The organism is Vibrio sp. S12_S33 (assembly GCF_963889785.1).
In the GTDB taxonomy this organism is placed as follows: Bacteria; Pseudomonadota; Gammaproteobacteria; order Enterobacterales; family Vibrionaceae; genus Vibrio; species Vibrio aestuarianus.
The window spans coordinates 1-204 of sequence record NZ_CAWPQZ010000496.1; the positions used below are offsets into that span (position 1 = coordinate 1).

General features: G+C 57.8%; 1 protein-coding gene. It reads right to left on the reverse strand.

Annotated features, from left to right (window positions below; all coding sequences use genetic code 11):
- The coding region (locus tag AACW06_RS20870) for a hypothetical protein (protein WP_202884152.1) at positions 1-204 on the reverse strand (204 nt) is incomplete at both ends.

Here is a 204-nt window from a genome sequence, read left to right on the forward strand (position 1 = left end):
CTACCATCTGGGTTGGTGATGGTTAACGTCACCGTATCGCCCTCTTCCACACCCGTTGGTAGTGTCACGTTGGTTTCAAGGCCGTCACTGTTTTCGGCCACATTGACGCTGCCGTCCGCCGCATCGGCTATGGTAACGGTTGGCGCGGTGTCACTCGTACCGTCGCCGTCGGTATCACCCGGTACGGTGGTGTCTAAATCGAAC